General features: G+C 60.6%; 32 protein-coding genes. 16 read left to right on the top strand and 16 right to left on the bottom strand.

Features of this window, described 5'->3' with window-relative positions:
* Positions 1-247: 247 nt before the first annotated feature.
* Positions 248-1,258, bottom strand: a complete 1,011-nt coding sequence (locus QRN50_RS12905) for an AI-2E family transporter (RefSeq protein ID WP_003400304.1) — start codon at positions 1,256-1,258, stop codon at positions 248-250.
* Positions 1,259-1,446: 188 nt separating this feature from the next.
* Positions 1,447-1,737 (bottom strand): PsiF family protein, encoded by a 291-nt coding sequence (locus tag QRN50_RS12900; RefSeq protein WP_003368898.1) that lies wholly within the window; start codon positions 1,735-1,737, stop codon positions 1,447-1,449.
* Between the two features lie 152 nt (positions 1,738-1,889).
* Between QRN50_RS12900 and QRN50_RS12895 the strand changes: the two genes are divergently transcribed.
* Complete coding sequence (locus tag QRN50_RS12895; protein ID WP_003400306.1) at positions 1,890-2,771, top strand: DMT family transporter; 882 nt, start codon at positions 1,890-1,892, stop codon at positions 2,769-2,771.
* On the opposite strand, the gene QRN50_RS12890 is transcribed toward QRN50_RS12895, so the two are convergent.
* On the bottom strand, positions 2,768-3,001 hold the full coding sequence (locus QRN50_RS12890) for a hypothetical protein (protein ID WP_003317034.1): 234 nt from the start codon (positions 2,999-3,001) through the stop codon (positions 2,768-2,770). The genes QRN50_RS12895 and QRN50_RS12890 overlap by 4 nt on opposite strands.
* 308 nt (positions 3,002-3,309) lie before the next feature.
* On the opposite strand from QRN50_RS12890, the gene osmE reads away from it, so the two are divergent.
* Positions 3,310-3,648 carry an osmotically-inducible lipoprotein OsmE gene (gene osmE, locus QRN50_RS12885; protein ID WP_003431761.1) on the top strand — a complete coding sequence of 113 codons (339 nt, stop codon included), beginning with the start codon at positions 3,310-3,312 and terminating at the stop codon, positions 3,646-3,648.
* A gap of 209 nt (positions 3,649-3,857) precedes the next feature.
* Here osmE and QRN50_RS25870 read toward each other — a convergent pair whose 3' ends face one another.
* Entirely contained in the window at positions 3,858-3,944 is an 87-nt protein-coding gene (locus QRN50_RS25870; RefSeq protein ID WP_441344152.1) for a small membrane protein YohP, read from the bottom strand.
* A gap of 210 nt (positions 3,945-4,154) precedes the next feature.
* Here QRN50_RS25870 and QRN50_RS12880 point away from each other — a divergent pair, with 210 nt between their 5' ends.
* Positions 4,155-4,694 (top strand): ferritin-like domain-containing protein, encoded by a 540-nt coding sequence (locus tag QRN50_RS12880; RefSeq protein ID WP_003400308.1) that lies wholly within the window; start codon positions 4,155-4,157, stop codon positions 4,692-4,694.
* A 177-nt stretch (positions 4,695-4,871) separates the two neighbouring features.
* Here the strand turns inward: QRN50_RS12880 and QRN50_RS12875 are convergent, their stop codons facing one another.
* Positions 4,872-6,938: an AsmA family protein gene (locus QRN50_RS12875; RefSeq protein ID WP_024659640.1), complete on the bottom strand. Its 2,067-nt coding sequence runs from the start codon at positions 6,936-6,938 to the stop codon at positions 4,872-4,874.
* Positions 6,939-7,161: 223 nt separating this feature from the next.
* Between QRN50_RS12875 and QRN50_RS12870 the strand changes: the two genes are divergently transcribed.
* From QRN50_RS12870 to QRN50_RS12850, 5 genes are all read left to right on the top strand, one after another.
* Complete coding sequence (locus QRN50_RS12870) at positions 7,162-7,794, top strand: TetR family transcriptional regulator (RefSeq protein ID WP_002555418.1); 633 nt, start codon at positions 7,162-7,164, stop codon at positions 7,792-7,794.
* Between the two features lie 236 nt (positions 7,795-8,030).
* Complete coding sequence (gene ureE, locus QRN50_RS12865) at positions 8,031-8,531, top strand: urease accessory protein UreE (RefSeq protein ID WP_003347894.1); 501 nt, start codon at positions 8,031-8,033, stop codon at positions 8,529-8,531.
* Entirely contained in the window at positions 8,528-9,202 is a 675-nt protein-coding gene (locus QRN50_RS12860; RefSeq protein WP_003400313.1) for an urease accessory protein UreF, read from the top strand. Before ureE ends, QRN50_RS12860 begins: the two co-directional genes overlap by 4 nt.
* Positions 9,203-9,223: 21 nt before the next feature.
* Positions 9,224-9,841: an urease accessory protein UreG gene (ureG, locus tag QRN50_RS12855; RefSeq protein ID WP_003368915.1), complete on the top strand. Its 618-nt coding sequence runs from the start codon at positions 9,224-9,226 to the stop codon at positions 9,839-9,841.
* Between the two features lie 25 nt (positions 9,842-9,866).
* On the top strand, positions 9,867-10,439 hold the full coding sequence (locus QRN50_RS12850; RefSeq protein WP_003400315.1) for a HupE/UreJ family protein: 573 nt from the start codon (positions 9,867-9,869) through the stop codon (positions 10,437-10,439).
* Between the two features lie 41 nt (positions 10,440-10,480).
* Here the strand turns inward: QRN50_RS12850 and QRN50_RS12845 are convergent, their stop codons facing one another.
* The 9 genes from QRN50_RS12845 to nrdR form a co-directional block, all read right to left on the bottom strand.
* A complete protein-coding gene (locus QRN50_RS12845) occupies positions 10,481-10,900 on the bottom strand; it encodes a hypothetical protein (protein ID WP_024640907.1) in 420 nt (139 codons plus the stop codon).
* Positions 10,897-11,514: a GTP cyclohydrolase II gene (ribA, locus tag QRN50_RS12840; RefSeq protein WP_003419520.1), complete on the bottom strand. Its 618-nt coding sequence runs from the start codon at positions 11,512-11,514 to the stop codon at positions 10,897-10,899. Before ribA ends, QRN50_RS12845 begins: the two co-directional genes overlap by 4 nt.
* 133 nt (positions 11,515-11,647) lie before the next feature.
* A complete protein-coding gene (gene thiL, locus QRN50_RS12835) occupies positions 11,648-12,613 on the bottom strand; it encodes a thiamine-phosphate kinase (protein WP_096127289.1) in 966 nt (321 codons plus the stop codon).
* Positions 12,614-12,629: 16 nt separating this feature from the next.
* Positions 12,630-13,127, bottom strand: coding sequence for a transcription antitermination factor NusB (gene nusB, locus QRN50_RS12830; RefSeq protein ID WP_003400324.1), 498 nt, complete (start codon positions 13,125-13,127; stop codon positions 12,630-12,632).
* Positions 13,124-13,600 carry a 6,7-dimethyl-8-ribityllumazine synthase gene (gene ribH, locus QRN50_RS12825; protein WP_002555427.1) on the bottom strand — a complete coding sequence of 159 codons (477 nt, stop codon included), beginning with the start codon at positions 13,598-13,600 and terminating at the stop codon, positions 13,124-13,126. The genes nusB and ribH overlap by 4 nt, the downstream gene beginning before the upstream one ends.
* Before the next feature lie 129 nt (positions 13,601-13,729).
* Positions 13,730-14,821 carry a bifunctional 3,4-dihydroxy-2-butanone-4-phosphate synthase/GTP cyclohydrolase II gene (ribBA, locus tag QRN50_RS12820; RefSeq protein WP_003400327.1) on the bottom strand — a complete coding sequence of 364 codons (1,092 nt, stop codon included), beginning with the start codon at positions 14,819-14,821 and terminating at the stop codon, positions 13,730-13,732.
* Between the two features lie 21 nt (positions 14,822-14,842).
* Entirely contained in the window at positions 14,843-15,505 is a 663-nt protein-coding gene (locus tag QRN50_RS12815; protein WP_003317049.1) for a riboflavin synthase, read from the bottom strand.
* Positions 15,506-15,552: 47 nt separating this feature from the next.
* On the bottom strand, positions 15,553-16,653 hold the full coding sequence (gene ribD, locus QRN50_RS12810; protein WP_153222310.1) for a bifunctional diaminohydroxyphosphoribosylaminopyrimidine deaminase/5-amino-6-(5-phosphoribosylamino)uracil reductase RibD: 1,101 nt from the start codon (positions 16,651-16,653) through the stop codon (positions 15,553-15,555).
* 41 nt (positions 16,654-16,694) lie between these two features.
* Positions 16,695-17,159, bottom strand: a complete 465-nt coding sequence (gene nrdR, locus QRN50_RS12805; protein WP_003317051.1) for a transcriptional regulator NrdR — start codon at positions 17,157-17,159, stop codon at positions 16,695-16,697.
* Positions 17,160-17,335: 176 nt separating this feature from the next.
* Here nrdR and QRN50_RS12800 point away from each other — a divergent pair, with 176 nt between their 5' ends.
* The 3 genes from QRN50_RS12800 (at position 17,336) to trxA (ending at position 19,577) form a co-directional block, all read left to right on the top strand.
* Complete coding sequence (locus QRN50_RS12800; protein ID WP_003419544.1) at positions 17,336-17,785, top strand: lipoprotein; 450 nt, start codon at positions 17,336-17,338, stop codon at positions 17,783-17,785.
* Positions 17,782-18,435 carry a class I SAM-dependent methyltransferase gene (locus QRN50_RS12795; protein WP_096127288.1) on the top strand — a complete coding sequence of 218 codons (654 nt, stop codon included), beginning with the start codon at positions 17,782-17,784 and terminating at the stop codon, positions 18,433-18,435. Before QRN50_RS12800 ends, QRN50_RS12795 begins: the two co-directional genes overlap by 4 nt.
* Before the next feature lie 269 nt (positions 18,436-18,704).
* Positions 18,705-19,577, top strand: coding sequence for a thioredoxin (gene trxA, locus QRN50_RS12790; RefSeq protein WP_024638220.1), 873 nt, complete (start codon positions 18,705-18,707; stop codon positions 19,575-19,577).
* A gap of 54 nt (positions 19,578-19,631) precedes the next feature.
* Here the strand turns inward: trxA and QRN50_RS12785 are convergent, their stop codons facing one another.
* The gene (locus tag QRN50_RS12785) at positions 19,632-19,985 is read right to left on the bottom strand and encodes a hypothetical protein (RefSeq protein ID WP_058399419.1); all 354 of its coding nucleotides are present in this window, start codon (positions 19,983-19,985) and stop codon (positions 19,632-19,634) included.
* Between the two features lie 61 nt (positions 19,986-20,046).
* The gene (locus tag QRN50_RS12780) at positions 20,047-20,469 is read right to left on the bottom strand and encodes a nuclear transport factor 2 family protein (RefSeq protein ID WP_003400338.1); all 423 of its coding nucleotides are present in this window, start codon (positions 20,467-20,469) and stop codon (positions 20,047-20,049) included.
* A gap of 302 nt (positions 20,470-20,771) precedes the next feature.
* Between QRN50_RS12780 and QRN50_RS12775 the strand changes: the two genes are divergently transcribed.
* From QRN50_RS12775 to QRN50_RS12755, 5 genes are all read left to right on the top strand, one after another.
* A complete protein-coding gene (locus tag QRN50_RS12775; RefSeq protein ID WP_003400340.1) occupies positions 20,772-21,359 on the top strand; it encodes a DUF2796 domain-containing protein in 588 nt (195 codons plus the stop codon).
* 69 nt (positions 21,360-21,428) lie between these two features.
* Positions 21,429-22,139, top strand: a complete 711-nt coding sequence (locus QRN50_RS12770) for an ABC transporter ATP-binding protein (protein ID WP_032654143.1) — start codon at positions 21,429-21,431, stop codon at positions 22,137-22,139.
* 1 nt (position 22,140) lies between these two features.
* The gene (locus QRN50_RS12765; RefSeq protein ID WP_003317058.1) at positions 22,141-23,406 is read left to right on the top strand and encodes an ABC transporter permease; all 1,266 of its coding nucleotides are present in this window, start codon (positions 22,141-22,143) and stop codon (positions 23,404-23,406) included.
* Positions 23,407-23,414: 8 nt separating this feature from the next.
* Entirely contained in the window at positions 23,415-23,939 is a 525-nt protein-coding gene (locus QRN50_RS12760; RefSeq protein WP_004412093.1) for a DUF3299 domain-containing protein, read from the top strand.
* 103 nt (positions 23,940-24,042) lie between these two features.
* Complete coding sequence (locus tag QRN50_RS12755) at positions 24,043-24,729, top strand: OmpW/AlkL family protein (protein ID WP_003400347.1); 687 nt, start codon at positions 24,043-24,045, stop codon at positions 24,727-24,729.
* The last annotated feature ends 337 nt before the right edge of the window (positions 24,730-25,066 follow it).

The raw sequence follows: 25,066 nt of genomic DNA, 5'->3' as shown, positions 1-25,066 counted from the left end.
GATGCTCCGCGTCAAAGATCGCTGATCTTGTGGGAGCGAGCTTGCTCGCGAAGACGGATTACCTGATCAATGGATGTCCAGCGGCTGCACGGGCCTCTTCGTGAGCAAGCTCACTCCCACGGGCGGAAGTATTTCGAGCCATGTGGATGCTCTGCAGCACCGCAGACGTAGAGCGTCCAGAACTGCATGCCAACGCGGTGAACTGGCACGATAGACGTTCTTTCGGACGCCTATCTACGCAAGCGCCCTAGACCAACCCTTCCTTCTGCAACTCGCTCTTCAGGTACGCATAGTAAATCGGCCCTGCGACCACACCCGGCAGGCCGAATGCGGCTTCGAACAGCAGCATCGCCAGCAGCAACTCCCACGACCTGGCATTGATCTGCCCGCCCACGATGCGCGCATTGAGGAAGTACTCGACCTTGTGGATCACGATCAGGTAGCCCAGCGCCGCCAGCGCGACCCAGATCGAGATGGACATGCCGACGATGAAGATCAGGGTGTTGGACATCAGGTTACCCACCACCGGCAACAGGCCGAGCAGGAAGGTCATGATGATCAGGGTCTTGGTCAGCGGCAGGTGAATCCCGCACAGCGGCAGCACGACGGCCAGAAATACCGACGTAAACGCGGTGTTGAGCAGGGAAATCTTGATCTGGGCGAAAACGATGTTGCGAAACGCCCGGCTGACCAGGTACAGCCGATCGAACAGTGCGGCTGCCAGCGGTTTGCGCGCATGCACATCGGAGATACGCTGCAAGGCAATGATCGCGCCCAGTACCATGCCGATCAGCATGGTGACGAACATGTGCGCCGCGCCCTTGCCGATCAATTGCAACTCGCCGACGTGTTTCTGCAGCCACTGCCCGAGCGAAACCTGAAACTCCGCGGCGCTGGCAGGCAGATAGGCATCGATAAACGGTGGCAACTGACCACGTGCGCGATCCACCAGGGTCATGAACTTGTCGAGCGAGGCTCCGGGGTTTTCGGCTTCATGCAGCACAAAGCTGATGGCCCCGGCGAAAATCAGCGTCAGCAGGCTGACCACCAGCGTGCCCAGCAGCGCCACAGCCAGCCAGCGCGCCCGTTCGCCGGAGATCAGACGTTGCAGCTTGGGGGTCAACATGTTGACCAGCTCGAACACCAACAGTCCGGCCAGCAGGCTGGGCAATAACTTGAATGGCAACACCAATAACAGACCGCCAAATACAAGAATCCAGCTGGCTATTAACACCTGACGCGCAGAAAACGTTGGCATAGACCCTCAACGGGCAACACAAGGAAGGTGGGCAGTCTGCCAGCCTTCGCAGTCCAGAACCAGTGATCCGAAAGCGCTAAAAAACAAGCAGCAACCATCTGCCCGATGATCGGCTCGAGAACGGCGCGAAAGTGCAGTGTTTACTGCACCCGCGCCTGTTACCTGCAGCAAGGGGGCCGGCTGAAAAATTATTTCTTCTTGAGACAATCGCTCATGAAACTCTTGCGCGCGTCACCCTTGAGCGCCTGAGTGCTGGCAGTCGCGTTGCAGGTTTTCATCTTCTCCTGCTGGGTGGCCGCCGGCGGCGGTGCCGCTTTCAGGCAAGTGCTCATGAACGTCTTGCGCTCATCGCCCTTCAGCGACTTCGCGCTGGCGTCGGCATTGCAGGTGGTCATTTTGTTCTGCTGCGCGGTCGCAGCGAAACCCTGGGCAGACAACATCAAGCCTACGAGCAGCACAGGAATACCGAGCTTGTTCATCGATCCACTCTCCAGATCCACTGCACCGGGCGGCACAGGCTGAGAGTCAGTGTAGTCAGCGTCTGCGCTCTGTGACGGGACACCGGACATCGCCGCTGGCATTCTCGACAAACAGGCGGATAATTACGCCTCGCTTTAACGATGATCCCCTCATGCAATACGCTTTCCCGCTGATTACCGTCCTTATCTGGGCGATCAACACAGCTGTCACCAAGGCGTCTGCCGGGGTGATCTTTCCGGCTGAAATAGGCTTTTATCGCTGGGCGCTGGCCGGCTTGCTGTTCACGCCGTTCATGCTCGGGCCGGTGTGGGCGAACCGCGCGGCGATCAAACCGGTACTGGGCAAGATCTTCATTCTGGCCGTGCTTGGCACAGCGCTGTATCAGAGCCTGGCGTACTTCGCGGCCAGCCTGACGACGGCCACCAACATGGGGATCATTCAGTCGATGGTGCCGATGATGGCGCTGGGGCTGTCGATAGCCTGCCTCGGCACTCGCCTGACCTCGGGCGCGCTGCTGGGGGCAGTGCTGTCATTCGCGGGGGTGCTGGTTGTGGTCTCGGCGGGCAATCCGGCCAGCCTGATCGAGCAGGGTGTCAATCGGGGCGACGCGATGGTGCTGGTGGCCGCCGCGTCGTATGCGGTCTATAGCACGCTGCTGAAGAAGTGGCAGTTGCGCCTGCCGCCCCTGCAGCTGCTTTACGTACAGATCCTGCTGGCGATTATGGTTTTGCTGCCGCCGTTCATGCTATCGGCGAAAACCGGCCTGAATGCGAGCAACCTCCCGATGGTGCTGTATGCAGCGATTCCAACGTCGATGCTCGCGCCGTGGTTGTGGATGACCTCGATCATGCGCCTGGGCCCCAGCCGCACAACTTTGTTCTTCAACCTGATGCCCATCGCCACGGCATTGATTGCCGCGGCGACACTGGGCGAGCAACTGGCGCTCTATCACCTGTTCGGCGGAGCGCTGACCCTGTGCGGCGTCATCCTCGCGGAACGCTGGACGACGCCGCTGCGGTCAGGTGCGGATTAGACAGTCGCGCTGCCTTCGCTGCCCTCCAGGCTGTGAATCGACACATCGGTGATGCCGGCGGCAAGCGGCAGACCGGCTTCACCCATTGGAAGCTCGTCCAGTTCTACGTGATGCTTGAGCGCCAGTTCGTGCACCACTTCAATGATAGGCACGTCCAGATTCTCGATAATGTCTACGTGGTGCTCGCCGAGCAGGGTGTACTCGATCTCATACAGTTCTTTATCGCTCATCGCATCTTCCTGGCCGTCACAGAGGAGCGGCTGATTAACGAACTACGGTCCGACAACCGATGACCGAGCCCAAGGCTGAGCAAAACGCTCAACCATGCCATCAGATTGACCTCGGCCTTTGGGGAACGTGCGAGGAATATTCAAAGCGCTTTTCATGCGCTATCGTCATAGCGTTCGGGGGATCAGCAACGGCATCAGGGTGGATGCAAGGTACTGCCTCATCGCCATCTTTTTTTCGAACTCTTGGACCCCTCCCGGCTCCAAGGCATACCGGGCCAAAACCGGCTCTGACATGTGGAGCAACAACGATGTACAAAAAACTCTTCGCGGCGACCTTTGTATTGGCGACGATGGCTGGCTGCAGCAACACAACCGTGCAGAACCCGGTGGACTACGTCACTTATCGCAACGAGCCGCTGGTCAAGCAGGTCGAGAACGGCATGACGCGCCAGCAGGTCCTGACCATCGGCGGTGAACCGTCGAGCACCATCGAGCGCAAGGTCAACCCGGGCACTTGCAACAACTACGTCATGAACAAGGACGGCCACAAACAGGTTTACCACGTCAGCTTCAACAGCGACGGGCGTGTGACCAACAAAGGTTTCATGACTTGCGAACAACGCGAGAAGAACGAAAAAGCGATGTAATCAAAACGCAGGCACAAACAAAAAGCCCGAGGCATGAATGCCTCGGGCTTTTTGTTGAACGCTTTTTTAGGATCTGTACGAAAAGTGGCTGCGCTCGGTGATGCTTCGTTAAAAACAGGCTCGGAATGCTCATTTACAACACGTAGACTCCGCTTCCTCGCCTGTTTTTGCCTCGCCTGACCTTCGCTCGCCGACTTTTCGTACAGAGCCTAGAAAACCAGCTTGAACAGGGCGATAACCACGACCAGGCCGATCAGAAAGATGATGCCAACGGTGCTTCCCAGGAACTTGAGCATTGTGTATCTCCACGATTTATTTGGGTCTCAAGGTTGGGACCGCGAGGCTCAGCACTCGTTTCTTATATTTTTACATTCAGTCACAACCTTGCGCACCTGCGAAAATCCGATAAAACTTTTTCCCTTCTCCAACACTCACAACCCTTGCTGATCCTGCCGGGCAATACACAGAGCGAGACAGCAAAACCTGATGAGTCCTGGAGATAAATGATGAATTCTGCACCGCAATCACAGCTTTCCGATGTCAATACTCTGCGCCAGCGCGCACGCCAGAACGTTGAGGATGGTGCTGTGACTCAAGGCTACAGCGCTGACCGCGAAACGGTCCTGCGCCTGCTCAATGAATCGCTGGCTACCGAGCTGGTCTGTGTGCTGCGCTACAAGCGCCACTACTACATGGCGTCGGGCCTCAAAGCGAGCGTCGCGGCAGCCGAGTTTCTGGAGCACGCAGAACAGGAAGCGCAGCACGCTGACAAACTGGCCGAGCGTATCGTGCAACTGGGCGGTGAACCGGAGTTCAACCCGGACACGCTGTCGAAAAACTCCCACGCGCAGTACGTGGCTGGCAACACGCTGAAGGAAATGGTCTACGAAGATCTGGTTGCCGAGCGCATCGCCGTCGACAGCTACCGCGAAATCATTCAATACCTCGGCGACAACGATCCGACGACCCGCCGCATCTTCGAAGAAATCCTTGCTCAGGAAGAAGAGCACGCCGATGACATGGCAGACATTCTGAACGATCTGTAACGCGCGGCAGCAAATGAAAAGCCAGGACCTGTGTCCTGGCTTTTTTGTGGGAGATATTGTCTCAAGCCAGATGCGTGAACATCGTTCTGCATGCTCCAGCATGGGAATGCATGTCTGAACGCTCTGCGTCCATCCACGTGCGCGCCAACGCGGAGCGCTGGCACGAGAGATGGAGGGTTACTTCACCGTCTTCGGCGCCTTGCCGGTGCGCATCTGCTCCAGCAGCGGGCCACACTGATTGGGCTCGCTGTCACCAGTGGCGACCAGCGCCAGCAAACCGGCAACAGGACCTACGGTTGCACCGAGCAGGACCATGCCGGCTCCGCGCAGCAATAACGGGCCAGACTGCACGCCTGCGTTGGGCTTGGCGAACGGGCCGTTGACGTACAGCGGCGAACGCAGCGAGAACACGCGAAAGCCCTTGGATTCCGGATTGATCTGCAGGTCCAGTTGCTCGGTTTTCAGGTTCGCGGTGCCGTTGATGTAGATAATGGCGTTCTCGGTATCGAAGACAAACAGCCGGCTGGTCGCCAGCCCGTCCTTGATGCCGAAGTTCGAGGCCGCGCAATTGATCTTCACGTCCTTGTCGCCGAACAGCTTGCCGACCACGTAATTGCCCACGTTGAGCCCGGCAATTTCCATCAGGCCACGACTGATTGCACCGTCGTTTACCAGCATCTTCATTTCGCCGTTGGCAGTCCCCAGCAAGGCTGCGACCGAGTTGCCGCGCCCACTGATGTCGGCATCGCCGTTCAGCTCACCGAAGCTGGTTTTCATCGGTTCGAAGGTCGGGAACAGCTGCTTGAGCTTGAAATTACGCGCCGACAGTTTTGCCCGGCCCTGCATCGGTTTGTTTTGCCCGTTCAGGCGAATATCCGCGTCCAGCTTGCCGCCTGCCACACCAAAACGCAGCGGCTCGAGGCTCAACTGACCATCGTCGAGAACCAGATGGGTGTAGAGGTCGGTGAACGGCAGGTCCGGGCTCTGCACGATGCGCTTGCCGGTGAACTCCACGTCGGCGTCCATCGCCCGCCAGCGATCAGTCTGAAACTCTTCTACCGGCAGAACCTTGCCCGAAGGCTGTTTGCTCTCGCCACCACGCTTTTTCTGCGCGGCATTGGAGTCCGCACCAATCAGCGGCGCGAGATCACTGAACAGCAATTGGTTGGAGACCAGCACGCCACTCAGCTTGGGCCGGGGCTGACTGGCGACGAAGCCCAGATCACCATGGATATCGCTGTTGCCGATCTTGCCGTTGAAGCCTTCGTAACGGAAGCTGGCGCCGGCCGGATCATGCAGTTTGGCGATCAGGCGGCCATCGGTGGAGTACGCCGGAGAATCCGGCAGGGTCACGCCAGTCAGAGGGTACAGATTGCTCAGGCTCGCGCCGGAAAGCTTGAGGCGTAGATCCAGCGCGCCCAGGTTCTGTGGATCGGTCAGGGTCCCGGCGATCACCGCATGGGTGTCACCGACCTTCACGTCAGCCTGCACCGGAAACGGCTGATTGGCATCCTTGAGCGCGAGCAGACCGCCGACCTTGCCGGTGCCGCTCAGCTTCTGACCGTGATACTGGCCGGTGACCGCCAGACCGAATGCGTAGTCCTGCGGCACTGCGCCCTTTTCCTGAGCCTTTTGCGCTTCCTTGCTGCCGACGATTTCACTGAACGGGACCGGCTTGCCGAGCAGGTCGATCACGACGTCCAGATTGGCGTTGAGTTTCTGGTCGTTGAAGCTCACCAGCCCCTTGTCGAACTTGATCGCACCGATGTCCATCACCCATTTGGAGGGCTCGGCATTCGGGTCGGACTTGGGCAGATCGAAGACCCAGTTGGCGCGACCATCGGCCAGGCGCTCCAGCCGGGCCTCGGGGCCGGTCAGGTCGATGCGCGGGATAACCACTTGCTGCGCCAGCAGCGGCAGCAGCGAGAGACGAAATTCGACGTGCTTGAGGGTCACCATCTGCGGGGTCTTCGACCACTCGGGGTTACCCAGGCTCAGGTCGTCGGCGACAAAATGCGGCGACGGCACCCAGGCGCGCCAGCCACCGAGTTCGGGCTCGCGCGTCCAGCGCACATCCAGATCACCATTGATGGCGAACGGACGATGCAGCGCTTCGCTGACTTTCGCGTTGAGGGTGGGTTTGATGCGGTTCCAGTCGAAAGTGACAATCACAATGACCAATATAGCCAGCACCACCAGCAACGTGGCACCTGTCCAGGCGAAAATCTTGCGGCTGCGCGTCATGCGTGACTCTCCAGAAAACAGCGCCCCGACCCTGGCGCGCTGAATACGACATGAATATTCGACTGACAAACGCGCCGAGGGTTTGATTTGAATACGAAAATGCATCGAAGGCCAGCACTCATGCACTATTACTGGTCAAGGAGCCTGACTGAAAACCCTTTCGACGCAGGTAAAGCGCATTTGCTAAAGTGCATCCCAGCCTAATCCAAGAATCGTTTGAGCCATGCTGCCCCGCGCCGAACAGAAACAACAGACCCGAAGAGCCTTGCTCGATGCTGCCCATCAACTGATGGAGAGCGGGCGCGGCTTCGGCAGCCTGAGCCTGCGCGAAGTGGCGCGCACGGCGGGCATCGTGCCGACCGGGTTCTACCGGCACTTTGAAGACATGGACCAGTTGGGGCTGGCGCTGGTCAGCGAGGTCGGCCAGACCTTTCGCGAGACCATCCGGCTGGTGCGCCACAACGAATTCGCCATGGGCGGGCTGATTCGTGCGTCGGTGAAGATATTCCTCGAACGCGTGGCGGCCAACCGCTCGCAGTTCCTGTTTCTGGCGCGCGAACAATACGGCGGCTCCTTGAAGGTGCGCCAGGCGCTCGGAGCGCTGCGCGAAGGCATCAGCGCCGACCTTACGGCCGATCTGGCAAAGATGCCCAAATGGCAGCATCTGAATGCCGATGCACTATCGATCATCGCCGATCTGGTGGTGAAAAGCGTGTTTGCGATGCTGCCGGAACTGATCGACCCGCCCCCCGCCTCACTCGCCCCGCACCTGACCCCTCAGGCGAAGATCACCCAGCAACTGCGCTTCATCTTCATCGGCGCACGGCACTGGCGGGGGCTGGGCAGTCATGATTGAGCGTCAGCACGCTGTACTCCGTCCTGCGGCGTTAACCGTCTCATTATTAACGTTATCTTGACCACCACACTACGCACCAACTTAAAGCACGAACTTGATTGCGCACCATAAAAGATCACTGATAAGCCCGCCAATGCTCGCATCACCTGCCTCTGTCAGCCTTTTCCCTACAAGCTGCACTGTTGGCAAGCCCCTTGCTCTGATTTGAAGCATCGCAATTGGCTGGAAGCTATCTGATGCTGGTGATTCACGACCGAATCGAACCTCAGGCCGAATGGGCCGCCGAGCTGCATTTGAATTTCGAGGCACGCAGCAAAAGTCGACTGCGCTGCTTCAGTGCGGAAAACGAAGACGTTGGCCTGTTTCTGCAACGCGGCCAGTCGCCCCTGCGCGATGGCGAGTTTCTGCAGGCCAAGGACGGCCGTGTCGTGCGTGTCTGCGCACGTCCCGAAAAACTCATGCATGTCACGTGCAGCAGCACGTTCGAACTGACCCGCGCGGCCTATCACCTTGGCAATCGTCACGTGGCCCTGCAAGTCGGCGACGGCTGGTTGCGCCTGCTCGACGATTACGTGCTCAAGGCGATGCTCGACCAACTGGGCGCTACTGTCGACACCATCGAAGCGCCGTTCCAGCCGGAACATGGCGCCTACGGCGGCGGGCATCATCACTCGCGCGCAGGCGAGGAGGATTTCAACTATCCGCCGCGCATGCACCAGTTCGGCGTGCGCAAGTGAACAGCGCCTGGGCGCTGTTGCGCCTGGCCAGTCCGCAGTTGCCTATCGGTGGCTACAGCTATTCGCAAGGGCTGGAAATGGCAGTGGAGCAATCCATTGTGGTGGACCCGCAGACCGCGGGCCGCTGGATCGGCGATCAACTGTTGCTTAATCTCGCGCGTTTCGAGGCGCCCCTGCTGCTGGCTCATTGCGAGGCGGCGGCAGCCGGTTACTGGGGCCAGTTGCTGCAAGTCAGCGAACAGCATCGCGCCAGCCGCGAGACCCGCGAGCTGCATCTGGAAAGTCGGCAGATGGGGTATTCCTTGAAGCAGTTGCTCAATGGCCTGCCTGAACTGGATCGTGATGCACGCCATTTTCTGCAGCAGACTGCCGAGCCGCACCTGGCCCTTGGCTGGGCGCTGGCCGCACGCGCCTGGCAGATCAGCCCGCAGGATGCGCTGGCCGCCTGGCTATGGAGCTGGCTTGAAAACCAGCTGGCGGTGCTGATGAAAACCCTGCCGCTGGGCCAGCAAGCCGCCCAGCGCCTGACCAGCGAGCTGTTGCCGTTATTGCAGCAGGCGCAGGTCAGTGCCAGCGCACAAGATCCCTGCCATGCCGGCAGTGCAGCCTTCGGCCTGTCCCTGGCGAGCATGGCGCACGAACGTCAATACAGCCGGTTATTCCGGTCCTGATCAGTCCTTATGGAGAACTCAATGAACAGCCAACCTCTGCGTGTCGGAATCGGTGGCCCGGTCGGATCCGGCAAGACGGCGCTGACCCTGGCGCTGTGCCTGGCATTGCGCGACCGCTATAACCTGGCCGTCGTGACCAACGATATCTATACCCGTGAAGACGCCGATTTTCTGGTGCGTAACGAGGCACTGGCACCAGAGCGCATCATCGGCGTTGAAACCGGCGGCTGCCCGCATACCGCCATTCGTGAGGATGCTTCGATCAACCTGGAAGCGGTCGACCAACTCAATCGCCGCTTCGAAGGCCTGGACCTGATCATCGTCGAGTCCGGTGGCGACAACCTTTCCGCGACCTTCAGCCCGGAGCTTTCCGACCTGACCATCTACGTAATCGACGTGTCGGCCGGCGACAAGCTGCCGCGCAAGGGCGGTCCGGGCATCTGCAAGTCCGACCTGCTGGTGATCAACAAGATCGACCTCGCCCCTTTGGTGGGCGCGTCACTGGAGATGATGGACAGCGACACGCGCAGGATGCGTGGCGAAAAGCCGTTCGTGTTCAGCAATCAGAAAACCGGTCAGGGTCTGGAACAGATCATTGCCTTCATTGAGCGCCAGGGCCTGCTGACTGCGGCCGCCTGAATTCACAACCAAAAGGAACCCGTCGATGAATTACAAAAAAGCCCTTGGCGCCCTCGCGCTGTTGCTGGTCCCGACTCTGGCGCTGGCTCACCCCGGTCATGGCGATAACGGCCTGATCGCCGGTATCAGCCACCCGATCGGCGGGCTGGATCATTTGCTGGCAATGCTTGCCGTCGGCTTGTGGGCTGCGCAGCAACAAGGTTCGGCACGCTGGGCGCTGCCATGCACCTTCGTTGGCACCATGCTGGTCGGCGGCATGCTGGGCTTTGAAGGTCTGAACCTGCCAGCGCTGGAAAGCGGCATTGCAGCATCGGTACTGGCTCTGGGCCTGGCCGTGGCATTGGCAGTACGTCCGCCACTGGCATTGGCGGTAGCCGCAACAGCCCTGTTCGCCTTGTTCCACGGCGTGGCGCATGGCCTTGAACTGCCGGAAATGTCCAGCCCATGGGCCTACGCAGCAGGTTTCGTTGCAGCGACCGCGGCCTTGCATGCGCTGGGTTATGCAGTGGTTCGCGTGTTGCCGCAGGCGGCAGCACCGCTGGTGCGTATCGCCGGTGCAGCTTCTGCGGCAGCGGGAGTATGGTTGCTGGCAGCCTGAGGGAGTTTCGCGCTGCTCGTGTCCGCTTCAGCTGGGCATGATCAGCGTGAAAGCACAGGAATGCGGTACAGGTAGAGCAGCACTGCGCTGGCAAACGCCAGCAGGCAGACCGGCAACGGATGCAGACCGAACAGCACCGCGATGGCGGCGATCCAGGCAGGCAACCCGGCGGCCAGAAAGGCCAGGCGGCGGATGGCAGCGAGTTTCAGCCATGCTGCCGGCTCCTCGGGGGTATCGAGTGCAGCCTGGGTGACGGCCAACGCGCGCTTGTACGCGCCGAAGGGTTTCAGGCTGACGAACATCGAGCCTATCCCGGCGATGAACAGCGGGAGCGCCAACACCGGAATGAGCGGCTCGCTGGCACCGAAAAAGACACAGACCACCAGCAATGGCGCCAGGGTCAGGCCCAGTTGACGCCACCATTGCATCTCCAGCTTTTGACGAACCTCGCTGCGTGTCACGCGGGACCGACCTCGCTTTGATGTTCGTTACCCATCATGTGCCCCAGCTTGCCCGCCTTGGTCGCGAGATAAAGGCGGTTGTGCGGGTTTTGCCCGGTGTGCAGAGGCACGCGCTCAGCGACCCTGATGCCCATCTCGGTCAAGGCTTTGACCTTGCGCGGGTTGTTGGTCATAAGCCGTAGCGACTGCACGCCCAGATGCTGAAGCATCGGCAGGCAGATCGCGTAGTCACGCTGATCGGCAGCAAAGCCCAGACGCTCGTTGGCTTCAACCGTATCGGCACCGCCATCCTGCAGCTCGTAGGCGCGGATCTTGTTCATCAGACCGATACCGCGCCCTTCCTGGCGCAAATACAACAGTACGCCCCGCCCTTCGGTGGCGATGGCGCGCAGGGCAGCCTCCAGTTGAGAGCCGCAATCGCAACGCTGACTGAACAGGGCGTCGCCGGTCAGGCATTCGGAATGTACGCGACCCAGAACCGGCTCACCGTCCGCCACATCGCCCAGACTCAGGACGACATGTTCACGGCCGGTTGCCGACTCGATAAAGCCGTGCATGGCAAACTCTGCAAAGGGAGTGGGCAGTTTGGAAGCGGCGACAAAGACGACGGGCACCGTGTGCTCCTGATCAGTATGAAGACTGGAAATTCGCAAGATTTGCATTGTAACAGCAGGCTCCTGCAGACGCTCAGGGTGAATTCTCGGGCATTTAGATCATAAAGTTCGATAGATAGAAGTGCTCATCCGCTCACTGCTCACCGCCAAAATGCTGGTAGCCACGCGTGTCGGGTGTGACGTCTTGCCCGGTGTCGTCGACAAGCACGACGCCTTGCCCCTGCTCTACCCGGCCAATGACATGCACCGGCCAGCCTTCTTTCAGCAACGCCGACAAGTGTTCGGAAGGCAGGGTGAAGGCCAGGATGTAATCATCACCACCGCTCAGCGCGGCCTGTCGGGCTGAGGGCAGATCGAACAAGGTCAGCAACTGATCGGACATCGGCAGCCTGTCGCGCTCGACCACCAGACGCACACCCGAAGCGCGGGCGATATGCCCACAGTCGGCCAGCAGCCCATCGGAGATGTCCAGCGCCGACGTCGCCCTGCCGCGCAAGGCCTGGCCCAGCGCCAGTTGCGGTTGGGGCGACCAGTAGCGGGCCAGCAATGCTTCGGCGATCGAGGGTTCGGCGCTGCGCTGCTTCAATACCAGCGGCAATGCACCGGCGCCATCACCCAGTGTGCCGCCGACACACAGCAGGTCACCCGCCTCGGCACCCGCGCGGGTCAGGGCTGATCCGGCCGGCACAGCGCCGAACACTGTCAGGGTCAGGCTCAAGGGACCGCGCGTGGTATCACCACCGATCAGACGCAGCGAACAGCCTTGCGCCATCTGGTTCAGGCCGCGAGCGAAGGTCTGCAGCCAGTCGGCATCGACCTGCGGCAGGGTCAGGGCAAGGGTGAACGCGACAGGCCTGGCGCCCATGGCCGCCAGGTCACTGGCAGACACTGCCAGCGCACGCTGGCCAAGCAGAAAGGGGTCGCAGACATCAGGAAAATGCACCCCGGCAACCAGGGTGTCGGTCGAGATCGCCAACTGCTCGCCGGGCGCCAACGCCAGCAGCGCGCAGTCATCGCCGATCCCCAGGGCAACTTCCTCGCCCGCCTGCGCACAGGGCGCGGCGGCGAAGTAATTGCGGATCAGCTCGAACTCTCCCATGAAGGTCAGGCGCGAATCAGCGCTTGTGGGCCTTCACTTCGACTTCACGCAGGCGCGGCGCCAGCTTGTCCAGCACGCCATTGACGAACTTGTGGCCGTCAGTGGAGCCGTAGACTTTCGCCAGCTCGATGCCTTCGTTGATCACCACGCGATAAGGCACGTCGATGCGCTTGAGCAGTTCGAAGGTGGACAGGCGCAATATCGCCAGCTCAATCGGATCGAGTTCTTCGATGGTCAGGTCAAGGCAAGGCTTCAGAGCGGTGTCGATCTCGGTCTGGTTGGTTGCCACGCCGTGCAACAACTCACGGAAGTAAGTGCCGTCAACGTTACTGAAGTCATTGTCGACACGGAACTGGGCTTCGATTTCGTTCAGCGCGTGGCCAGCCATGTGCCGTTGGTACAGGGCCTGAGTTGCCATCTGACGCGCTTCGCGACGTTTGGCGCTCTTGCCCTTGGCGGCTTCCGGCGATTTGGCGTCGCGCGGGTTGAACTGGTCGGTATCGTCGGAAATCACTTGGCCTCCAACTGCGACAGCAGGCTGACCATTTCGATGGCGGACAGGGCAGCTTCAGCGCCCTTGTTGCCAGCCTTGGTGCCGGAACGCTCGATGGCCTGCTCGATGGAATCGACAGTCAATACGCCGAAAGCGACCGGCACGCCGAATTCCATGGACACCTGGGACAAGCCCTTGACGCACTCGCCTGCCACGTATTCGAAGTGCGGAGTACCGCCACGGATCACTGCACCCAGTGCGACGATGGCCGCGAACTCGCTGCGTTGGGCAACTTTCTGCACAACCAGTGGAATCTCGAACGCACCCGGCGCACGGATGATGGTGATGTCGCTTTCACTCACACCATGGCGTACCAGCGCATCAACGGCACCGCTAACCAGGCTTTCCACGACGAAGCTGTTGAAACGGCCAACTACCAAGGCATAGCGGCCTTGGGGGGCGATGAAGGTACCTTCGATGGTCTTCAAGGTCATTCGGTGAGTCTCGTATTAAAGAGCAAGCCCGCCTTGGGGCGGACTTTGAGGGATATTAGGCCACGAATCATGCCTGCCAGGCCAAAACCTGCGAAAAACCATCTTTCACACGCCCCGACCTGCCAGTATTTATTCGGAGGGCACGTATTCTACAACTTCCAGATCGAAACCGGATATCGCATTGAACTTCATCGGCGAACTCATCAGGCGCATTTTGCGCACACCGAGGTCACGAAGGATCTGCGAACCGGCACCGACCGTGCTGTACGTAGTCGGCGTCTTGATCGGTTGCTGACCGGCGGTTTCGCGGATATGTGCCAGTAAGACATCGCCATCCAGCGGGTGACCGAGCAGCAGCACCACACCGCTGCCCGCCTCGTTAACCGCGCGCATGGCGGCGCGCAGGCTCCAGCGGCCGGGCTGATTGACCATCAACAGGTCACGCAGCGGGTCCATGTTATGCACGCGAACCAGCGTGGGCTCTTCGGCGCAGATGGTGCCCAGGGTCAGCGCCAGATGCACGTCGCCCTCGACCGAATCGCGGTAGGTCACCAGGTTGAAACTGCCCAGTTCGCTGTCCATCGGCTGCTCGGCAATCCGCTGAACGGTACGTTCGTGGATCATCCGGTAGTGAATCAAGTCGGCGATGGTGCCGATCTTGATGTCATGTTGCAGGGCAAATGCTTCGAGTTCGGCGCGACGCGACATGGTGCCGTCGTCGTTCATGACTTCGCAGATCAGGCCCGTCGGCTCGAAACCGGCCATGCGCGCCAGGTCGCAGGCCGCTTCGGTATGACCGGCGCGCGCCAGGGTGCCGCCCGCCTGAGCCATGAGCGGGAAGATATGCCCAGGGCTGACGATGTCTTCGGCCTTGGCGTCCTTGGCAGCGGCGGCCTGCACCGTGCGTGCACGGTCGGCTGCCGAGATGCCGGTGGTCACGCCTTCGGCGGCTTCGATGGAAACGGTGAACTTGGTGCCGAAACCCGAACCGTTGCGCGCTGCCATCAGCGGCAGCTTGAGGGTTTCGCAGCGCTCGCGAGTCATCGGCATGCAGATCAGACCACGGGCGAAACGCGCCATGAAGTTGATGTGCTCGGGCTTCACGCATTCGGCGGCCATGATCAGGTCGCCTTCGTTTTCGCGGTCTTCGTCATCCATGAGGATGACCATCTTGCCCTGGCGAATGTCTTCGACCAGTTCTTCGATACTGTTGAGCGCCACGCGGCACCCCCTTCAATCAATTCAGGATTTGAGGTAGCCGTTCTCGGCCAGGAAGCTTTCGGTGATCGTGCCGTGGCCCGGCTCGGCGGCCTTGTCACCCAGCAGCAGGCGCTCCAGATAACGCGCCAGCAGATCGACTTCCAGGTTGACCTTACGGCCGGGCTGGTAGTCGGCCATGATCGTTTCGCTCCAGGTATGAGGCACGATGGTCAGTTCAAACTCCGCGCCGTTGACCGAATTGACGGTCAGGCTGGTGCCGTCGACCGTGATCGAGCCTTTGTGGGCGATGTATTTGGCCAGTTCACGTGGCGCACGCACCGTGAACTGAATGGCACGGGCGTTATCCGCGCGGGCGACGATTTCGCCGACGCCATCGACATGGCCGCTGACCAGATGGCCGCCCAGACGTGTGGTCGGGGTCAGGGCCTTTTCCAGGTTGACCCGGCTGCCGCTCTTCAGGTCGACAAAGGCGGTGACAGTCAGTGTCTCGCGGCTGACGTCAGCCCAGAAGCCATCACCGGGCAATTCGACGGCGGTCAGGCATACGCCATTGACGGCAATGCTGTCGCCGAGTTTGACGTCGGTCAGGTCAAGCTTGCCGGTTTCCACATAAACGCGGACGTCGCCGCCTTTGGGAGTCAGGGCGCGGATGCTGCCAATGGATTCGATAATGCCGGTAAACATGGGTCCTCCGGGAGAACAAGGGCTGCGCGCAAGGCGAAAGCCGGGAATTATACGCCGGGTGTGCGCACAGGGAGAGCGATGACTCGCCAGTCATTACCGACAGCACGCATTTCCACAATGTTCAGTTCCAGCGCTTCGCTCATCTGCGCCAGTGGCAGATCGAGCAGCGGACGGGCCGATGAGCCGAGAAACTTGCCAGCAATGAAGAGCTGAAACTCGTCGACCAGCCCGAGCCGCGCAAAAGCCCCCGCCAGTCGCGGACCGGCCTCGACCAGCACTTCATTGACGCCCCGCGCTGCGAGTTCGCCCATCAACCTGCGCAGGTCCACATGACCGGCGCTGTCGGCCAGCGCGAGCATTTCGTGGCCCTCCTCCTGATAGCGACCTCGCGCCGACGCAGCAGCGCAGGTCACGACCAGCGCACTGCCTGCCTGGAAGAACGGTGCATCGAGCGGCACACGCAAACGGCCGTCGATCAACACGCGCAACGGCGCGCGTGCCGCGGCCAGCGCGGTCAATTCGGCATCGAGCCCCAGTTCATCAGGGCGTACGGTGAGACGAGCCTTGTCGGCCAGCACCGTGTCGGCACCGCTGAGCACCACGCTCGACTGGGCGCGCAGGCGCTGTACGGCAGAGCGCGCCTCGGGGCCGGTGATCCACTGGCTTTCCCCGCTGGCCATCGCCGTTCGGCCATCCAGGCTCATGGCCATTTTGACCCGCACATACGGCAGGCCGGTCTCCATGCGCTTGAGAAAGCCTTTGTTCAGCGCTCGCGCTTCGCTTTCCAGCACACCACACTGAACGCCGATGCCGGCATTCATGAGGCGCAACAGGCCGCGACCGGAAACTTCGGGGTTGGGGTCCTGCATCGCTGCGACAACCCGCGTCAGCCCGGCTTCGATCAGTGCATCGGCACAGGGCGGTGTGCGCCCCTGGTGACTGCACGGCTCGAGGGTGACGTAGGCGGTCGCGCCTCTGGCCAGCTCGCCGGCCTGGCGCAAGGCATGCACTTCGGCATGCGGTTCACCGGCGCGCGCATGCCAGCCTTCGCCAACGATCCGGCCTTCACGCACGATCACGCAGCCGACTCGCGGGTTGGGATGCGTGGAGTACAGCCCCTTGCGCGCCAGCTCGAGTGCTCGCGCCATGTAATGAACGTCGAGAGCCGCCTGTTCAGTCAGCAATGCATTTATTCCTTGCCCGGCTCGCGGGCCAGACGATCGATTTCTTCACGGAATTCGTTGAGGTCCTGAAAGCGGCGGTACACCGAAGCGAAGCGGATATAGGCCACTTCGTCGAGCTTCTGCAGCTCGGTCATCACCAGCTCACCCACCACCAGCGATTTGACTTCGCGTTCGCCGGTTGCGCGCAGCTTGTGTTTGATGTGAACCAGGGCCGCTTCCAGGCGCTCGACACTCACCGGACGCTTTTCGAGCGCCCGCTGCATACCGGCGCGCAGTTTTTCTTCATCGAAAGGCTGGCGGCTGCCGTCCTGCTTGATCAGACGCGGCAAGACCAGCTCGGCCGTTTCGAACGTGGTGAAGCGCTCGCCGCAGGCCAGGCACTCGCGTCGGCGGCGTACTTGCTCGCCTTCGGCGACGAGGCGGGAGTCGATGACTTTGGTGTCATTGGCACCGCAGAAGGGACAGTGCATGGTGGCTGGCAACAAAAGAATGAGGAGCGCCATGTTAGCGCATCCTGCTGGCAAGACAAGGCTGAGGGTTTACGGTATATAGACGCACATTAAAGCGGTGTGAAATTGTCCGGGCTCGGTAATACTGCACGCTTGGCGTCCCCCAGCCTTTCGAATTTTGTCTTGTGGAGCTTTTGATGACGTTACGCCCCGCTTTTCTACTCTGCTTCATCGGCTTGCTGGCCGCGTGCAGCAGTAATGACGCGCCGAAACCGGCTGCGCCGCCACCGGTCGCACCCTCGATCAAGCTGCCCGCCGGGCCAGGGCCACTGCAACCGTACCAACGTGAACTCAGCGGGCAATTGCTGGGCGTGCCGGCCGGCGCCGAGGTCGAGCTGGCAATGCTGGTCATCGACGAGCGCGGGCGTCCACAGAAGCTGCTGACCAACACCCTGCTCAAGGGCAACGGTCAATCATTGCCGTTCCAGCTGCGCTTCAACCCGGAAGCCTTTCCGGTCGGCGGACGTGTCGAGTTGCGTGGCCGCGCCAGCAAGTCCGGGCAATTGATCCTGCACCTGCCATCAATGCGTATCGATCAGCCGGTGACTCAGGCCCTGGGGCAGTTGCAGTTCGTCAAGGCGCCATGATCGCTCCGCAGCATCTGCAACACGCGCTGAGCGAACTGCTTGGCGACGCCCGGTTGGTAGTCACTGCGCTGCCGGGCACCGAGCTGAAGCTGTGGCTGATCGACGATGTCAACATGGACCGCGCCTTCAGCCCGGAGGAAACGCGGCGCATTCTGGAAGAACCACCGTACTGGAGCTTCTGCTGGGCGAGCGGCCTGGCCCTGGCGCGTTTTCTGGCTGAAAACCCGCACTGGGTGGCCGGCAAGCGGGTACTGGACTTCGGTGCGGGCTCGGGTGTAGCGGGCATTGCCGCGCTCAGGGCCGGGGCGCTTGAGGTGGTGGCCTGTGATCTCGATCCACTGGCGCTCACTGCCTGCCGGGCCAATGCCGAACTCAATCAGGTGTCATTGCGTTACTCGACGGATTTCTTTGCCGAGGCGGACCGCTTCGATCTGATTCTGGTCGCCGACGTGCTCTACGACCGCGCCAACCTGCCGTTGCTTGATCAGTTTCTCTCCCGGGGCCGCGAGGCACTGGTGGCAGATTCCCGCGTGCGCGACTTCAAACACGCTGCCTACCAGCGTCTGACGATGCTGCATGCCCACACCCTGCCGGACCTGGCCGAACCGCACGAGTTTCGCGACGTGAGCCTCTATCACGCGGCGCGGTGAGCGCTAAATAACAGTCCGGGATTGCTCAGCTAAACGGCTTTTGTAGGAGCGAACTTGTTCGCGAAGACGGTCGTTCAAACGATAAATTTCCAGAGAGCTTTCCACCCCTTTCGCGAACAAGCGAAGCGTCGCCCGGTTCGCTCCCACGGCCTTCGGCCAGCATCAATAGCAATGAGTGTGGGCACGATCATGTCCAATAGACGACACCGCTTTCAGCATTGCCCTGCGGGCTTTATAGTTGGCAGCATTCAGATTCTTCGAGACGTGCAATGAGCCAGGAAACTGCTTACATCTTCGACGCAACCGCCGCGAACTTCGATCAACTGGTGATCGACAAGTCCTTCGACCAGCCGGTGCTGGTGGATTTCTGGGCCGAGTGGTGTGCGCCCTGCAAGGTCTTGATGCCCCTGCTGCAGCAAATCACCGAGAGTTATCAGGGCGAGCTGCTGCTGGCCAAGGTCAATTGCGACATCGAGCAGGACATCGTGGCGCGCTTCGGCATTCGCAGCCTGCCGACCGTGGTGCTGTTCAAGGACGGCCAGCCGGTAGATGGCTTTGCCGGTGCCCAGCCCGAGTCGGAAATCCGCAAGATTCTCGACCAGCACGTGGTCATGCCGCCACCGCCAGCCGCCGACCCGCTCAAGCAGGCACAGGCGCTGTTTGCGGAAAGTCGTTTCGCCGAAGCCGAAGCACAGCTCAAGGTGCTGCTGGGCGAAGACAACACCAATGGCGCCGCGCTGATTCTGTATGCGCGCTGCCTGGCAGAACGTGGCGAACTGAGCGAGGCCAAGGCTGTGCTGGATGCGGTCACCGGTGATGCGCACAAGGCCGAACTCGCCGGCGCCAAGGCCCAGCTGACGTTCCTCGCGCAAGCCGCGACCCTGCCGGACGCCGCCGAACTGAAAAGCCGTCTTGCGCAAAACCCGCAGGACGATGAAGCGGCGCTGCAACTGGCGATTCAGCAGTTGTCGCGTCAACAGTACGAAGCGGCGCTCGAGGGCTTGCTCAAGCTGTTCATCCGCAATCGCAATTACGCCGAGGGCCTGCCGCACAAGACGCTGCTGCAGGTATTCGACCTGCTGGGCAACGAGCACCCGCTGGTCACGGCCTACCGCCGCAAACTGTTTGCCGCGCTGTACTGAGGTAAAAAGCAACAGGCACGGCTCGGGTGCCTGTTGTTATTGAAAGCCGTCAGGTCACGTCGCTTCGACCCAGCTGTACAGCGGCGCATCCCCGCCGCTCTCGACTTTCACGTTCGCCGAGTGACGCAAGCGCACCAGCAGATGCTTGCCCGCAGCGGTACTGCCCGCCAACCCTTCCAGTTGCCCCAACAGATCCGGCCCACTCATCTGCCCGGCCTTGCGCAGCAATTCCTGAGCGACTTGCCAGAGCCTGTCGTCCTGGTTGAGCGGCGTGCTCTCGGCCACGGCGGCTGGCGCCTCCGGGGCCACGCCCTTGAGCTGCGCGCCCAGTTGTGCCCAGTCTCCTTCGTCCAGTTCTAGGGTCAAATCCACCGGCCACTGGCCTACGGTTCCACGAATACGCAACATGATGTGCACCTGCTGACAGTCAGGCGTACATGCTCCCACAGGCTGGCGCGCATTCCCATGATCAACCGTAACGCCACTGATTGAGGACCGGCTCCTTGCCGTTCATGAAATTGCCAAGCGCCCGCACGTCGTAGACGTTTTCCCAGTACTCGATAATTCGGCCATCGCGAAACCGCCACAGGCCGCAAAACGGCATGATGATTTTCCGGCCCTCGCAACTGGCGCGCATCTCGCCCAGCACCGAGCCGAAGTGATCGTTGGCGACGATGTCGTGGACATCCATGTACAGGGTCTGATGCGTGCGTCTGATCAGATTGATCTGGTGGGAAAGCACGGCCTCCTTGCCAACGGCTATGGACAAGCCACCGCCAGCGCCTTGATCCGCCTTGTGCAGCACGATGTCAGCGTCGGCGAATTCGGTGATGCGTGTCATATCCTTGTACACCGCACGCAGGACTTCTCTGTTCGAATGGAGCTTGTTCATGAGTATCTTCCCTGATGTCGCGCTCGGCCCAGGTCGAGCGCAGGTCCCGGCTGGCGATGAAAATCTTTCCTGCGCATCCGGCGCAGGTGTAGCGATTTTCATCTTCCAGAGTAGGACTTGATAACGCGAAGTGTGAGACTACTTAGGCATAAGCACTGCACGGGGTATTCCCGATAAACTCGTCGATGGTGCTTTGCTGCAGCCCGGTCACCCGGCGCCTGGATAAAAACACGTCCACGCAGAACGCTACTTGTTATAAGATCACATAACAGTTTTTCTCGATTATTGTTCTGGAGCCCGCTATGCGCCGTCTGCTACTCGCCCTGCCTTTCGCCCTGTTGCCACTCGTTGCTGCGCACGCGGCTGAAGAACACGACCACGATCATGGCGATGAACATGGCAGCCTGGGCGCGCACGAGCATGGCGTAGGGCGTCTCGATGTGGTGCTGGAAGGCAAGACGCTGGAATTCGAATTCGACAGTCCGGCCATGAACATCGTCGGCTTCGAACACGTTGCGACCTCGGATGAAGACAAGGCCAAAGTCGCCAAGGCCCGCGAATTGCTGCTCAAGCCCAACGCGTTGTTCAGCATTGCCGATGCCGCCAATTGCTCGGCCACTTCGGTGAAGCTGGAAAGCCCGCTGTTTGGTGACAAGGATGACGATCACGACGCGCATGCCGACGCTGGCGATGCCGAGCATCACGAGCACAGTGAAATCCACGGTCACTACAAGTTCGTCTGTGACGCACCGGCCATTCTGAAGAAGCTCGACCTGTCGCAAATCTTCAAAACCTTTCCCGACACCAAGAAGCTTCAGGTACAACTGATTTCGCCAGGCGGCCAGTCGGGCGCAGAAGTGATCGCAGCCAACCCGACGCTGAAATTCTGATCGCACCCTGCGGCACAACGACCGGGCCTGGCCCGGTCTTTTAATTTCCAACCGAGCGTGAGTCAGCCCATGACCCAAGCACTGATCGAACTGTCGGACCTGCGCTTCAACTGGCCCGGCCACCCGCAACTGCTGGACATCCCCGAGTTCCGCCTGCAAAGCGGTGAAACCGTGTTCCTCAAAGGCCCGAGTGGCAGCGGTAAAACCACGCTGCTGGGCCTGCTGGGCGGTGTGCAAAAACCGGTCAGCGGCAGCATTCGCCTGTTGAACCAGGACCTGTCGGCGCTCTCTTCGGCCGCGCGTGATCGCTTCCGCGTCGATCACACCGGCTACATCTTCCAGCAGTTCAACCTGCTGCCGTTTTTGTCGGTGCGGGAAAACATCGAACTGCCCTGCCACTTTTCCAGCGTGCGTGCCGAGCGTGCCAGGCAACGCCACGGCAGCGTCGAGAAAGCGACCACCACCCTGCTCGCCCACCTGGGTCTGAAAGATCCGGCGATGCTGACACGCCGCGCCGACTCGCTGTCGATCGGCCAACAACAGCGAGTCGCTGCCGCCCGCGCGCTGATCGGTCAACCGGAACTGGTGATTGCCGACGAGCCTACGTCTGCGCTGGACGCGGACTCGCGCGAGGCGTTCATTCGCCTGTTGTTCGCCGAGTGCCGCGAGGCCGGGGCCAGCCTGCTGTTTGTCAGTCATGACCAGAGCCTGGCACCGCTGTTTGATCGCAATCTGTCGCTGAGCGACCTGAATCGCGCCGCCGTCGCCGTGGAGATTTGAGATGTATCTGTTTCGTCTGGCCATGGCCAGCCTGGCCAACCGCCGTTTCACTGCATTCCTCACTGCCTTCGCCATTGCGCTGTCGGTTTGCCTGTTACTGGCCGTCGAACGGGTGCGCACCGAAGCGCGCTCCAGTTTCGCCAGCACCATCAGCGGCACCGACCTGATCGTCGGTGCACGCTCGGGCTCGATCAACCTGTTGCTGTACTCGGTGTTCCGCATCGGCAATGCCACCAACAACATTCGCTGGGACAGCTTCGAGCATTTCGCCAACAGCAAACAGGTCAAGTGGGCGATCCCGGTTTCGCTGGGCGACTCCCATCGTGGCTATCGGGTGATGGGCACCAATGAGGCGTATTTCGAGCATTACCAGTTCGGTCGCCAGCAGCACCTGGAAATGGCCGAAGGACGCGAGTTCAAGACCGATCCCTTTGAAGTGGTGCTGGGTTCGGAGGTCGCCAAGGCGCTGCATTACAAGCTGGGCGACAAACTGGTGCTGGCGCACGGTGTAGCGGCGATCAGCCTGGTCAAGCATGACGACAAACCGTTCACCGTGGTCGGCATCCTCAAGCCGACCGGTACGCCGGTGGACCGCACGCTGCATATCAGCCTGGGCGGCATGGAAGCCATTCATATCGACTGGCACAACGGCGCCCCGGCACGCGGCAACGAGCGCATTTCAGCCGATCAGGCGCGCAACATGGACCTGACGCCGACTGCGATCACCGCGTTCATGCTGGGCTTGAACAGCAAGATTTCCACCTTCAGCCTGCAACGCGAGATCAACGAATACCGTGGCGAACCCATGCTGGCGATTCTGCCCGGCGTGGCACTGCAGGAGCTGTGGAGCCTGATGGGCACGGCGGAAAAGGCGCTGTTCGTGATTTCGCTGTTCGTGGTGCTGACCGGGCTGATCGGCATGCTGACCGCGATTCTCACCAGCCTCAATGAACGGCGCCGGGAAATGGCCATCCTGCGCTCGGTCGGCGCGCGCCCCTGGCATATCGCAAGCCTGCTTATACTCGAAGCCTTCGCCCTGGCGCTGGCGGGTGTCATCAGCGGCCTTGCGCTGCTCTATATCGGCATCTTCGTGGCCCGCGACTACGTGCTCGACAACTACGGTCTGTACCTGTCGTCTATGCCACCTGGCCAATATGAATGGACATTACTCGGTGCCATTCTCGGCTGCGCGCTGTTGATGGGAACCGTGCCAGCCTGGCGAGCCTACAGGCAGTCACTGGCCGATGGACTGTCGATTCGTTTATGAGGACCTTCATGATGCGGCGCATGCTACTCACTCTGCTGTTCTCGGTTACCACTCAAGTGTGGGCCGCCGAGCCGCGTGAGCTGACCTGGAATGACATGATTCCACCCGATGCACCTGTGGTGAAGCCGGTAACGGCTCCGCTCCACGATATGTCCAAGCTGTCCGATGCACTGGCCATGGAGGCAGCGCCTGCGGCCCACCAACTGGCGCCGCATGCGCCGGTGGTCAAGGCACTGGATGGCAAACTGGTGCGTTTACCGGGCTACATCGTGCCGCTCGAGGTCAGTGAGGAAGGCCGGGTGACGGAGTTTTTGCTGGTGCCGTATTTCGGCGCCTGCATCCATGTGCCGCCGCCACCGGCGAACCAGATCGTGCACGTCACGAGCGAGCTGGGTGTGAAGGTCGATGAGCTGTATCAGCCGTACTGGATCGAAGGACCGATGCAGGCCAAGTCGTCTTCCAGCGAACTGGCAGAAGCGGGCTATCAGATGCAGGCAGACAAGATTCTTGTCTACGAGTTGCCGGATTCATAAGGATGACGAGGTTCCCAGCGATTTCATTGAGCTGAGTCAAAGTCGCCGCTCGACAGCGCTTTAACATTACGCCCATAAATTTTGACTGATCTCTGGAGCCTCCATGCACAAGCATCTGTTACGCGCGTCCCTTGTCGCGCTTGCCCTTACTGCCCCGGTCGCGGCACACGCCTACCAGCCTGGCGACTTCATCGTTCGCGCCGGTGTCGCGCACGTTCAACCCAATGAAGACAGCGGCGAAGTGCGCCTCGACGGTGCCAAGGTTTCCGGCACCAAAGCGACTGTCGACGGCGAAAACCAGCTGGGCCTGACCTTCGCCTACATGCTGACCCAGCACGTCGGTATCGAGCTGCTGGCCGCCACACCGTTCAGCCATACCGTGTCGGTCAAAGGCCTCGGGCCTGGCCTGGATGGCAAGCTGGCCGATATCAAACAACTGCCGCCGACGCTGTCGTTGCAGTACTACCCGATGGAACCATCGTCGAAGTTCCAGCCGTATGCCGGCGTGGGCATCAACTACACCACCTTCTTCGATACCGACCTGACCGGCAACCGCAAGGATCAGGGTTTCAGCAACCTCAAGCTCAAAGACTCGGTCGGCCTGGCCGCACAGCTGGGCATGGATTACATGATCACCGACAACGTGCTGCTCAACGCCTCGGTCTGGTACGTCGACATCGACACCAAAGCAACCGTGGACGGCCCGTCAGCCCTGGCCGTCGGCAAGACCAAGGTCGACGTGGACATCGACCCGTGGGTGTACATGGTGGGCGTGGGTTACAAGTTCTGACCTGAACGTCTCAAGCGCCACAAACACAAAGGCACCCTCAGCGGGTGCCTTTGTGTTTTGTAGACCTGATGATCTCGTACCAACTCCATGACGAAGTAATGCCGCGCTTTTTGCAGGAGCGGGCTGGTCCGAAGGCAGTTACATTCGATGCACTTTCTGCGTCTGCAATAGCGTCTTCGCGAACAAGTTCGCTCCTGCAGGTGCTCACAGGCTTTTGTAGGAGCGAACTTGTTCGCGAATAGGTAGTTACACTCGATGTAATTTCTGCGTCTGCAATATCGTCTTCGCGAACAAGTTCGCGCCTACAGGTGCTCACAGGCTTTTGTAGGAGCGAACT

The sequence above is a fragment of the Pseudomonas sp. MEJ108 genome, assembly GCF_030208985.1.
GTDB classification, from domain to species: domain Bacteria; phylum Pseudomonadota; class Gammaproteobacteria; order Pseudomonadales; family Pseudomonadaceae; genus Aquipseudomonas; species Aquipseudomonas fragariae.
Note: the sequence above shows the minus strand (reverse complement) of the source record. Positions and strands in the feature narration are given on the sequence as shown.

Bases quoted from the DNA above. Each gene is read 5' to 3' on its own strand.
- QRN50_RS12775 (WP_003400340.1), top strand. From the start codon at position 20,772: ATGCGCCGTCTGCTACTCGCCCTGCCTTTCGCCCTGTTGCCACTCGTT.
- QRN50_RS12890 (WP_003317034.1), bottom strand. From the start codon at position 3,001: ATGAGCGATAAAGAACTGTATGAGATCGAGTACACCCTGCTCGGCGAG.
- ureE (WP_003347894.1), top strand. From the start codon at position 8,031: ATGCTGGTGATTCACGACCGAATCGAACCTCAGGCCGAATGGGCCGCC.
- QRN50_RS12765 (WP_003317058.1), top strand. From the start codon at position 22,141: ATGTATCTGTTTCGTCTGGCCATGGCCAGCCTGGCCAACCGCCGTTTC.
- QRN50_RS12880 (WP_003400308.1), top strand. From the start codon at position 4,155: ATGAATTCTGCACCGCAATCACAGCTTTCCGATGTCAATACTCTGCGC.
- QRN50_RS12780 (WP_003400338.1), bottom strand. From the start codon at position 20,469: ATGAACAAGCTCCATTCGAACAGAGAAGTCCTGCGTGCGGTGTACAAG.
- osmE (WP_003431761.1), top strand. From the start codon at position 3,310: ATGTACAAAAAACTCTTCGCGGCGACCTTTGTATTGGCGACGATGGCT.
- nrdR (WP_003317051.1), bottom strand. From the start codon at position 17,159: ATGCACTGTCCCTTCTGCGGTGCCAATGACACCAAAGTCATCGACTCC.
- ribH (WP_002555427.1), bottom strand. From the start codon at position 13,600: ATGACCTTGAAGACCATCGAAGGTACCTTCATCGCCCCCCAAGGCCGC.
- ureG (WP_003368915.1), top strand. From the start codon at position 9,224: ATGAACAGCCAACCTCTGCGTGTCGGAATCGGTGGCCCGGTCGGATCC.
- QRN50_RS12770 (WP_032654143.1), top strand. From the start codon at position 21,429: ATGACCCAAGCACTGATCGAACTGTCGGACCTGCGCTTCAACTGGCCC.
- QRN50_RS12755 (WP_003400347.1), top strand. From the start codon at position 24,043: ATGCACAAGCATCTGTTACGCGCGTCCCTTGTCGCGCTTGCCCTTACT.
- QRN50_RS12785 (WP_058399419.1), bottom strand. From the start codon at position 19,985: ATGTTGCGTATTCGTGGAACCGTAGGCCAGTGGCCGGTGGATTTGACC.
- QRN50_RS12800 (WP_003419544.1), top strand. From the start codon at position 17,336: ATGACGTTACGCCCCGCTTTTCTACTCTGCTTCATCGGCTTGCTGGCC.
- QRN50_RS12870 (WP_002555418.1), top strand. From the start codon at position 7,162: ATGCTGCCCCGCGCCGAACAGAAACAACAGACCCGAAGAGCCTTGCTC.
- QRN50_RS12815 (WP_003317049.1), bottom strand. From the start codon at position 15,505: ATGTTTACCGGCATTATCGAATCCATTGGCAGCATCCGCGCCCTGACT.
- QRN50_RS25870 (WP_441344152.1), bottom strand. From the start codon at position 3,944: ATGCTCAAGTTCCTGGGAAGCACCGTTGGCATCATCTTTCTGATCGGC.
- QRN50_RS12900 (WP_003368898.1), bottom strand. From the start codon at position 1,737: ATGAACAAGCTCGGTATTCCTGTGCTGCTCGTAGGCTTGATGTTGTCT.
- QRN50_RS12760 (WP_004412093.1), top strand. From the start codon at position 23,415: ATGATGCGGCGCATGCTACTCACTCTGCTGTTCTCGGTTACCACTCAA.
- QRN50_RS12850 (WP_003400315.1), top strand. From the start codon at position 9,867: ATGAATTACAAAAAAGCCCTTGGCGCCCTCGCGCTGTTGCTGGTCCCG.
- QRN50_RS12875 (WP_024659640.1), bottom strand. From the start codon at position 6,938: ATGACGCGCAGCCGCAAGATTTTCGCCTGGACAGGTGCCACGTTGCTG.
- QRN50_RS12905 (WP_003400304.1), bottom strand. From the start codon at position 1,258: ATGCCAACGTTTTCTGCGCGTCAGGTGTTAATAGCCAGCTGGATTCTT.
- ribD (WP_153222310.1), bottom strand. From the start codon at position 16,653: ATGGCGCGAGCACTCGAGCTGGCGCGCAAGGGGCTGTACTCCACGCAT.
- trxA (WP_024638220.1), top strand. From the start codon at position 18,705: ATGAGCCAGGAAACTGCTTACATCTTCGACGCAACCGCCGCGAACTTC.
- QRN50_RS12895 (WP_003400306.1), top strand. From the start codon at position 1,890: ATGCAATACGCTTTCCCGCTGATTACCGTCCTTATCTGGGCGATCAAC.
- QRN50_RS12795 (WP_096127288.1), top strand. From the start codon at position 17,782: ATGATCGCTCCGCAGCATCTGCAACACGCGCTGAGCGAACTGCTTGGC.
- thiL (WP_096127289.1), bottom strand. From the start codon at position 12,613: ATGGGAGAGTTCGAGCTGATCCGCAATTACTTCGCCGCCGCGCCCTGT.